This window comes from Cellulomonas sp. P4_B5_2 (genome assembly GCF_056402235.1).
Map to the genome: position 1 here is coordinate 1 of NZ_JBFUHU010000137.1, position 9,298 is coordinate 9,298.

Here is a 9,298-nt window from a genome sequence, read left to right on the forward strand (position 1 = left end):
GCCTTGTACCGCGCCAGGCCCGCGTCGGTGGCGGGGAGCTCACCGTTGGACGCCAGGGCGTAGCAGTCGCGTCCGGGCAGGTCGTAGATGACCAGGTTGAAGACGATCGGTCCGGAGCCCTTCTGGGCGACGGCGTTGTCCAGGTGGAACTTCAGGCCGTTGCCGTCGGCGTTGCCGGTGATGGCGCTGATGCGGTCCATCCAGACGGCGGTCGGCTGCTTCGCCACGGTCCGCATCTTTGCGGCCAGCGAGGCGTCGCCGGCACGTGTGGCAGCGCTCTCAGCCGCTGCCGCATACGTGGGGTTCACGTACTGCGTCGCGCCGGCGTAGGGGTTGTCGACGTGCGCCTCCGCGGCGCTGGCGCTCGTCGTGATGCACAGGGGTGCTGCGAGCAGCGCCGTCGCTGCCGCGGCGGTCGTGGCCGCGCGCAGGCGCTGCCTCACCGCTCTCTTGCCGTGTGTGGACACGTAGTCCTCCGGGTGTCGATCGAAGTGCCCGGTCGGCCATCCCGTCCGGGCGCAAGTCGTCCGGGGAAGTCCACGGCGACTGGTCGCTAGATCACCACGGGGACTTTCTGGGCGGCACGGGGCAAATCGTTTAGGTAGCCCGCGTTACCAAACTGTGACTCGCATGAGAGCGTTCTCATCTCGACCGCGGACCCGTGCTGCCCCGCACCGCGAGGCCTCCGATCTGGAGCGCGCGGCGGGCACGGAGGTCCCCGTCCAGGACCGCGAGGACCGCCTCGCCGGTGGCGGTACCGAGGTCGCGCTGGGCCGACGGGAGGGTCGTGATCGAGGGCGTGGCGAGCCGGCACAGGGCCGAGTCCGACCCCGCGACGATCGAGAGGTCCCAGGGCACCGCGAGGCCCGTGCGGCGTGCCACGTCGAGAGCAGCGACCGCCATCTGGTCGGAGTCGTAGACGATCGCGGTCGGCGCCCGACCCCCCGTCAGCAGCCGCCGGGTCGCCACCGCAGCCTCCTCCGCCGTGCCGCCCGTGGCCTCGTGGACCAGCACGCCGGAGGCCGCGTCGAGCACGCCGGTGAGCGCACCGAGCCGCTCGCGCGTCCGCACCAGCTCCTTCGGACCGCTCACCAGGGCCACGTGGCGGTGCCCCAGCTCGAGCAGGTAACGGCCGACGCGCCCGAAGGCCTCGGCGTCGTCCAGGGTCACCGCCGCGAGGTCGACATCGCTCTGACCTGCACCGACGACCACAGCCGGTGCCCGCAGCCGCCGCAGGGCGTCGAGCCGGGGATCCTCGAGGAGCACGTCGGTGACGACCATGACGTCGAAGCGACGCTCCGCCCACCACTCGCCGTACAGGGCGACGGCAGCCTCCGGTCCGTCGACGAGCTGGAGCACGAGGGCGAGGTTGCGGGCGGCCAGGACCTCCTGGAGCGAGATCACGAACTCGAGCACCCCGGTCGCCTGGGCGACGGGTCCGGCAGCCCCGCGGTCGAAGACGAGACCGATGGCGCGCGGCCCCGTCCGCATCGACCGCGCGGCCGCGCTCGGCCGCCAGCCGAACTCGTCGGCCACGCGCAGCACGCGCTCCCGGGTGGCGGCGGAGACACCCGGCCGGCCGTTGAGGGCGTACGACACGACGGCGATCGAGACCCCCGCGGCGCGCGCCACGTCGGTGATCGTCGGGCGTCGTGCGGGGGCGGTCGAAGGGCTGGGGGAGGACGGCCCGGGCGACGGCGTCGACGGCGACGCGGAAGAGCCGGGTACTCCGGAGTCATATGCAGGTGTGACCACGATCACCTAGTGTGTCGCCCGATGCGGGTGAAATGCATCATCTCGGCTCCGACGACGTGGGCGAGGGATGTGGGGTCATGGGAACAGTGCGACGCGGACCGGTCTCACCGACGGCACGACGGACGATCGGCGTGCTCTCGCCGGTGGTCGGCGGGTTCTACTTCGGAGCGTTGATCGCGGGGGTGGCCCGCGCGGCACGAGCGGCCGGGCACCGCGTCGTGGCCGTGCAGACGTATCCGGCGGGGCTGGACCGGGAGCGGTACCCGGACGAGTCGATCCTCGACGCACCCGTCGCACTCGGCGCGGTGGACGGGCTCGTCGTGGTGGGCAAGGCGCTGCGCAGCGACCGGCTCGCGTCGGTGCAGCAGTGGGGCCTGCCGGTGGTCCTGGTCAGCGAGGAGCCCCAGTCGGCCGACGACGCGGTGGTGCTCCCGGACAACCTCGGCGGTGTGCGCGCGGCGGTCGAGCACCTGCTCGGGCACGGCCACACGGCGATCGGCTTCATCGGCTGCCTCACGCAGCGGGACATGCGCGAGCGCTTCGCGGCCTACCGCGCGACGCTCGCCGAGCACGGCATCGAGCCGCCCGACGCCTGGATCTTCGAGTCGTCGGACAACCACGAGCAGGGTGGTGCCGACGCGGCCGCCCGGATGCTCGCCGCCGGCACACCCACGACGGCCGTGATCGCGGCCACCGACCGGAACGCGATCGGCTTCCAGCGGGCCCTGCGTGCTGCCGGGCTCGTGCTCCCGCGTGACCAGGCGGTGATCGGGTTCGACCACGCCGACTCCGGCGCGCGCGTGACACCTCGGTTGTCCACCGTCGACGCGCACTACGACCGCGTGGGTGAGACCGCGGTATCCCTCTTGCTCTCCCGCATGCGCGGCGAGGAGGTCCCCGGCGGGGAGTACCGGGCTCCGTCGACCCTGGTGCTGCGGGAGTCCTGCGGCTGCACCGAGTCCGCGCAGTCCGCCCCGGCCGCCGGCGCCGTGACCGGCAGCCGCAGCGGGTACCAGGTGCTCCGGGCGCTCGCCGGTACGGCCTTCGTGGGGCCCGCCGGTGTCGGCGGTGCACGTCGGACCGGCGTCGCGCCCCGCGAGACCTGGTGGCACGCCGTCGTCGAGCCGATCGAGACCGCTGCCGAGCGCGGGGCCACGCCCGGGACGGCGACGCTGACCCGGCTCGCCGACGTGACGGCGGCGATGCAGCCGCACCCCGAGGCGCTCGAGCAGCTGGTGACCTGCCTCCGCGGTGTGGAGGCAGACGTCGTGGAAGCGCTCTCGCACCCGGACCACGAGGTCGCGGTCCGGCGCGCGGTCACGGAGGTGCTCCTCGCTCTGACGCGGGGCTGCACGCGGGCGATGCTGGCGCGCAGCGGGCAGCTCGAGCGCACCATCGTGGACCAGTACGAGGTCGACATGGACCTCCTGCGCGGTGACGGAGCCAGCCCGCGCGCCCTCGGCTGGCTGCCGCGCGGGGTCCGAGGTCATGCCTGCCTCGGGCTCTGGCTCGGCGCCGACCGGGGGCCGGGCGACCGGGAGATGGAGATCGTCGGCGTGCACGACACGTCGGGCACCCTGTCGCGCCTCGTCGGCGTCCGGACGACCGCCAGCCAGTTCCCCCCGGCCGCCCTGACCAGGGCCGGGACCGTCGGCTCGAACGAGCTCACCTTCGTCGTCCCGGTGACGTTCGGCGGCAGCGACTGGGGGCTGCTGGCCATCGACGGCACCGTCGAGTCGCGGGCCACCAGCGCCCGCGACCGGTTCAACCACTGGGCGGCCCTGCTCGCGGTCGCGCTCGACCAGGAGCGCCTCCTGGCCAACCTGCGCGAGCAGCGTCGTGCGCTGGAACAGGCCGCTGCCCGTGAGCGGTCCCTGGCGGACACGGTGCGCGCGAGCGAGGAGCGCTACGCCCTGGCGTCGATGGCCGCGCACGACGGCACCTGGGACTGGGACGTGTCCGCGGGGACGGTCTACTACTCGCCCCGCTGGAAGCAGACCCTCGGGTACGACGACGACGTCATCGGCGACTCGCCGGGGGAGTGGCTCGAGCGTGTGCACCCCGCCGACCGCGACGAGCTGTCGGCGTCGATCGCCTCGCAGCTGGCCGGCGCCGGCTCACCGCTCGAGCTCGAGCACCGCGTCCGTACGTCGTCCGGCGACTACCGCTGGATGCTCTGCCGGGCCGTCACGGTGCTCGACGACGCCGGGTGCCCTGCGCGGCTGGTGGGAGCCCTCGTGGACGTCACGGAGCGCAAGGAGCAGGAGATCGCCCTGCAGCGCGACGCGCTCCGTGACCCGGAGACCGGGCTGGTCAACCGGCTGCTGTTCCTGGACCGGCTCGGCGCCGCGGTGCTCCGGACCAGGCGGTCGCCCGGGTACGACTGCGCCCTCGCCCTCGTACGGGTGCTCGACGGTCCGGCGATCCCCACGCAGGGGCACCTGGACGCGGACGGGGACGCGCGGCTCGACCTGCACCGCGAGCTCGTCCGCCGGCTGCGCCGTCCGCTCCGGGAGGGGGACACGCCCGCGCGGATCTCCGAGGACGACTTCGTCGTGCTGCTCGACGACGTCGGGCCGGGCGGGGTCCCGAGCCGCCTGTCGCTGCTGCTCGACCAGCTGCGTCAGGAGCTGGGCTCGAGGGTCGCCATCGGGGTGCTGGGGAGCATCCGAGGCTTCCGTGACGTGGGGGAGGTGCTCCGCGAGGCGGACATCACCCTCCTTCGGGGGGCCTCTCGACAGGGCCGCCCGGGGTCGGTGCTCCGATAGCACGAAGCCCCCGCCTCCCCTGGAGGGAGACGGGGGCTGGGCCGTGCGATCAGCTGCGGCCGCGTGCCGGGCCGTGCGTCGGGCGCGAGGCACCGTGGCCCGGGCGCGGGCCCGAGTCGAGACGGATGCGCAGCGGGCGCCCGGCGACCCGGGTGCGCGCCAGCCGGTCGATGACGTCGGCCGACAGACCCGCCGGGATGTCGACCAGCGCGAAGCTGCCGAAGATGTCGATCTTGCCGACGTCCTTGCCGGTCAGGCCGCCCTCACCGGTGAGCGCGCCCACCAGGGCGCCCGGCTGCAGACCGTCCCGGTGACCGACGGCGACACGCCAGCGCGGCGAGCCCCCGGCGATGTGCGTGTCCGCGCGGCGACGCTCGCCGCGCTCCGGACGGTCGTAGCTGCGCTCGCCGTCGCGCTCGCGACCGCCACCGGTGAGGTGCGCACGCGAGAGCGCGTCGTCCAGGTCGTCGCCCTGCACGGCCACGGGGCCCTCGTCGCCGACCGCGAGGGCCGTCAGCGTCGCGAGCAGCTCGTACGGGTCGACGTCCGGGTTCTGCGCCAGGTGCACGGCGATGGCCTCGCGGTAGAGGTCCAGGCGGTCGAGCTCGGCCCGGGCGCCGGTGCGGGCGAGGAGGGCCTGCACGCGGTGCGCGGAGACCTCGGCGGGCGAGGGGATGTCCACCTGCAGGAGCGACTGGCGCGTCGTGCGCTCGATCTGGCGCAGACGCGACTGCTCGGCGGGCGTGACGAACGACAGCGCCTCGCCCTCGCGGCCGGCGCGGCCCGTGCGGCCGATGCGGTGCACGTAGATCTCGGGCTCGCGCGGCACGTCGAAGTTGACGACGAGGCCGATGCGGTCCACGTCGAGGCCGCGGGCGGCGACGTCCGTGGCGACGAGCACGTCGAGCGCGCCGGTCCGCAGGCGGTCGACGATCTTCTCGCGCTCCGTCTGGGCGACGTCACCGGAGATGTACGCGGCCGAGATGCCCCGCTCGATCAGCGCGCTGCCGACCTCCTCGGCGGCACCGCGGGTGCGCACGAAGACGATGGCCGCGTCGGCCTCGGAGACGGCGAGCACCCGGGCGAGCGCGCCGGTCTTGTGGCGGTGCGGGACGACGGCGTAGGTCTGGCGCACGCTGGTCACGGTCGACGCCTGGCGCGAGACCGTGATCTCGACCGGTCGGTTCAGGTGCTGCTCGGCGACGCGACGGATCTGCGGCGGCATCGTCGCGGAGAACAGGGCGACCTGACGCTCGCGCGGCGCAGCGGACAGGACCTTGTCGACGTCCTCGGCGAAGCCCATGCGGAGCATCTCGTCGGCCTCGTCCAGCACGAGGAAGCGCACCTGGTCCAGCTTCAGCGTGCGGCGCTCGAGGTGGTCGAGCACGCGACCGGGGGTGCCGACGACCACCTGGGCGCCGCGGGCGAGCGCCCGCTGCTGCGGCAGGAACGGCGAGCCGCCGTAGACCGCGAGCACGTTCAGGCCGGGCAGGTGGGTGGCGAACGACTGGATGGCGTCGGCCACCTGCATCGCGAGCTCACGCGTCGGGGTCAGCACGATGGCCTGGACGGCGGGGATGTCGTAGTCGATCGCGGCGAGCAGCGGCAGACCGAACGCGGCGGTCTTGCCGGTGCCGGTCTGGGCGACGCCGACGATGTCGCGGCCGCTCAGCAGCGCGGGCACGGCCTGCGACTGGATGGCGGAGGGGACGGTGAAACCGAGGTCGGCGATCGCGGCCTCGAGGGCCGGCGGCAGCCCGAGGTCGGCGAAGGTGGCGTCCTCGGGCAGGGCAGAGGGCAGGGCAGAGCTCATGAAGTGGGGAACCGATCATCGCGGGGCGGAGCCCTGAACCGTGCACCGGGACGGCGAACAGCGGGTCGCAGCCCCGGACCACCCAGTGGCAACCGCTCACGCGATGCCTAGACCACACGACGCGAGGCGGGTCACGACCGGCTGAGCGGTGGTGACGACGCCTCGAAGGGGGACGCGACGAACTCCAGATTCGTGACGGAGTCTACCGGGCGGAGGCCTCCAGCGGCAGGCAGGCCGCGGGTGACCTCGCGCACACGCCTACAGGCCGAGCCGCGGACCCTCGATCGCGGGGCAGGTGTCCATGACGACGTCGAGACCGGCCGCGCGGGCTCGCTCCGCGGCGTCCTCGTCGACGACCCCGAGCTGCAGCCAGACCGCACGGGCGCCGACGGCGATCGCCTGGTCCACGACGGCGCCGGCCAGCGTGCTGTTCACGAACACGTCGACGACGTCGACGGGCCCGTCCACGTCGGCGAGCGTGCGCACGCCCGCTGCCCCATGGACGGTCTCCGCGCGCGGGTGCACGGGCACGATCTCGTGGCCGTGGGACTGCAGGTACCGGGCGACGCCGTACGCCGCGCGGGACGTGTTCGTCGACAGGCCGACGACCGCCCAGCTCCCGGGAGACGTCAGGAGGCGCTTGATGACGTCCGGGTCGTTGCGGTGCACCATCCCTGAACTCTTGCACCCGCTGACCTGCGCCGCAGCCGAGGGCGCGCCGCCGTCGGGAGCGGGGCCCCGGGCCGCATAGTATCGACGCCGCCAGGACGGGACAGTGACGGGGGAGGCAGTGGCGAGCAACGACGTCGTCTCCACGCGCGTGCTGACCGTGCCGAACGCCATCAGTCTCGTGCGTCTGCTCCTCGTCCCCGTGTTCGCGCTGCTCATCGCCCACGGCGAGGACGGGTGGGCGGTCGCGGTCCTCGCGGTCTCCGGAGCCAGCGACTGGCTCGACGGGGTGCTCGCCCGGCGGCTCGGGCAGGTGTCCCGGCTCGGTCAGCTGCTGGACCCCGCTGCGGACCGCCTCTTCATCATCGTGACGCTCGTCGCGCTCGCCTGGCGCGACGTGGTGCCGTGGTGGCTGCTCGGGGTGCTGGTCCTGCGCGACGTGGTGCTCGCGGTGATGCTCATCGTCCTCGCCCGTGCGGGGTACGCACCGTTGCAGGTGCACCTGGCGGGCAAGGCCGGCACGTTCGCCCTGCTCTACGCGTTCCCGCTGCTCCTCCTCGCACAGTGGGACTCGTGGGTCGGCACCGTCGCCGGGGTCGCCGGGTGGGCCTTCGCCCTCTGGGGCGTCGCGCTCTACTGGTTCTCGGCGGTCGTCTACCTCGCCCAGGCGCGCCAGCTCCTGCGCGACGACGCGGGACGCTCATGAGCGCGCGGCACGGTTCCAGCGAGCCGCCGCGCAGCCCGGACGCGTCGATGACGCTGCTCAACGAGTTCTACCGACGCCCGCTCGACCCGGGGTATGCGGAGGCCACTGCTCGCCGTGCCGCCGGCACCGGCCCCAGGCGCACGTGGCGGTCGACCGCCGGTCTGGTCGCTCTGGCCGTCGGGCTGGGCCTGGGCGCGACGGCCGCGACGATCGCCCTGCGGCAGCCTGCCGGGGCGGTGCTGGCCGCGCGCGAGCTCCTGGAGGCGCAGATCGAGGAGCGCCGCGCGGAGGCCGACGAACAGCAGTCGGACATCACCGCGATGACCGACGAGATCGCCAGGCTCCAGGAGGAGCTCCTCGGGGACGAGGGCCAGTCGGTGCGCGACGAGATCGAGGCGGACTCCGTGCAGTCCGGCGTGACGGCGGTGACGGGGCCGGGTCTGCGGCTCGTCCTCACGGACGCACAGTCCGACAACCGCGACGAGGAGGACCCGGAGCTGCGCGTGCAGGACGTCGACCTCCAGGTCGTGGTGAACGGCCTGTGGGCGGCCGGGGCCGAGGCCGTCGCGGTGAACGGGCAGCGCCTCACCGCGATGACCGCGATCCGCAGCGCGGGGGACGCGGTGCTCGTCGACCTGGTCGCCCTGAGCAGCCCGTACACGGTGGAGGCCGTGGGCGACGCGGTGAGCATGCAGACGGAGCTCGCGCGGGCCAGCGCGGGCCAGCACCTGGCGACCCTCCGGACGACGTACGGGATCGGCGTCCAGATGACGTCGCAGAGCAAGCTCGAGCTCCCGGGGACCGGCCTGGTCACCCTCAACGAGGCCGAGGTTCCGGACGCGTCCTCCGCGCCCGAGCCGGGGGCGCGTGCGGGCGGGGATGCATCTGGACGGAGCCTTGTGGCAGGGTCTGCAGGTCTGACACGGAGGGACGGCACGTGATCGCAGTCATCGGTCTGGTCATCGGCGTCGTCGGGGGTCTGCTCCTGCAGCCGACCGTGCCCGTCGAGCTCCAGCCCTACCTCCCGATCGCCGTGGTCGCCGCCCTCGACGCCCTGTTCGGTGGCTTGCGCGCCATGCTCGACGGGATCTTCGACGACCGGGTGTTCCTCATCTCCTTCCTGTCGAACGTGGTCGTCGCGGCGCTGATCGTGTTCCTCGGCGACCAGCTCGGCGTGGGCACTCAGCTGTCGACCGCCGTCGTCGTCGTGCTGGGCATCCGGATCTTCTCCAACGCCGCCGCGATCCGTCGGCACCTGTTCAAGGCATGAGCGTGACTCCGACGAGGGACGACCGGGACGCCGACGGTCCGATGCCGCCCGACGACGTGGAGAACTCGCTGCCTCCCGTCGTGCCGGAGGACGACGAGCCAGTGTCGGCCAACTCGCTGCCCCCCGTCGTGCCCGAGGACGAGGAACCCGTGCAGGCCAACTCGCTGCCTCCCGTCGTGCCCGAGGACGACGAGCCCGCGCAGCCCGTCGTGCCCGAGGACGAGGACTCCGCGCAGCCGAACTCGCTGCCTCCCGTCGTGCCCGAGGACGACGAGCCCGCGCAGCCGAACTCGCTGCCGCCGATCGTCCCCGACGAC

Annotated in this window: 8 protein-coding genes and 1 pseudogene; 5 read left to right on the forward strand and 4 right to left on the reverse strand. The window is 73.6% G+C overall.

Annotated features, from left to right (window positions below; translation table 11 throughout):
* Together AC1DUQ_RS11465 and AC1DUQ_RS11470 are read right to left on the reverse strand one after the other, a co-directional pair.
* On the reverse strand, positions 1–443 hold a 443-nt coding region (locus AC1DUQ_RS11465; RefSeq protein WP_477073818.1), incomplete at its 3' end, for a glycoside hydrolase family 6 protein.
* A 199-nt stretch (positions 444–642) separates the two neighbouring features.
* Entirely contained in the window at positions 643–1,632 is a 990-nt protein-coding gene (locus AC1DUQ_RS11470; RefSeq protein ID WP_477062043.1) for a LacI family DNA-binding transcriptional regulator, read from the reverse strand.
* A gap of 254 nt (positions 1,633–1,886) precedes the next feature.
* Here AC1DUQ_RS11470 and AC1DUQ_RS11475 point away from each other — a divergent pair, with 254 nt between their 5' ends.
* On the forward strand, positions 1,887–4,523 hold the full coding sequence (locus AC1DUQ_RS11475; RefSeq protein ID WP_477062042.1) for a substrate-binding domain-containing protein: 2,637 nt from the start codon (positions 1,887–1,889) through the stop codon (positions 4,521–4,523).
* Positions 4,524–4,572: 49 nt separating this feature from the next.
* Here AC1DUQ_RS11475 and AC1DUQ_RS11480 read toward each other — a convergent pair whose 3' ends face one another.
* Complete coding sequence (locus AC1DUQ_RS11480; protein ID WP_477062041.1) at positions 4,573–6,336, reverse strand: DEAD/DEAH box helicase; 1,764 nt, start codon at positions 6,334–6,336, stop codon at positions 4,573–4,575.
* Positions 6,337–6,594: 258 nt separating this feature from the next.
* Positions 6,595–7,008: a CoA-binding protein gene (locus AC1DUQ_RS11485; RefSeq protein ID WP_477062040.1), complete on the reverse strand. Its 414-nt coding sequence runs from the start codon at positions 7,006–7,008 to the stop codon at positions 6,595–6,597.
* Positions 7,009–7,126: 118 nt separating this feature from the next.
* Between AC1DUQ_RS11485 and clsA the strand changes: the two genes are divergently transcribed.
* From clsA to AC1DUQ_RS11505, 4 genes and pseudogenes are all read left to right on the forward strand, one after another.
* Complete coding sequence (gene clsA / locus AC1DUQ_RS11490) at positions 7,127–7,711, forward strand: cardiolipin synthase ClsA (protein ID WP_477062291.1); 585 nt, start codon at positions 7,127–7,129, stop codon at positions 7,709–7,711.
* On the forward strand, positions 7,708–8,652 hold the full coding sequence (locus AC1DUQ_RS11495) for a DUF881 domain-containing protein (protein ID WP_477062039.1): 945 nt from the start codon (positions 7,708–7,710) through the stop codon (positions 8,650–8,652). The genes clsA and AC1DUQ_RS11495 overlap by 4 nt, the downstream gene beginning before the upstream one ends.
* A complete protein-coding gene (locus AC1DUQ_RS11500; RefSeq protein ID WP_056094794.1) occupies positions 8,649–8,981 on the forward strand; it encodes a small basic family protein in 333 nt (110 codons plus the stop codon). Before AC1DUQ_RS11495 ends, AC1DUQ_RS11500 begins: the two co-directional genes overlap by 4 nt.
* Positions 8,978–9,298 (forward strand): annotated as a pseudogene (locus tag AC1DUQ_RS11505) (hypothetical protein); the annotation flags it as partial. The gene AC1DUQ_RS11500 and the pseudogene AC1DUQ_RS11505, both read left to right, overlap by 4 nt.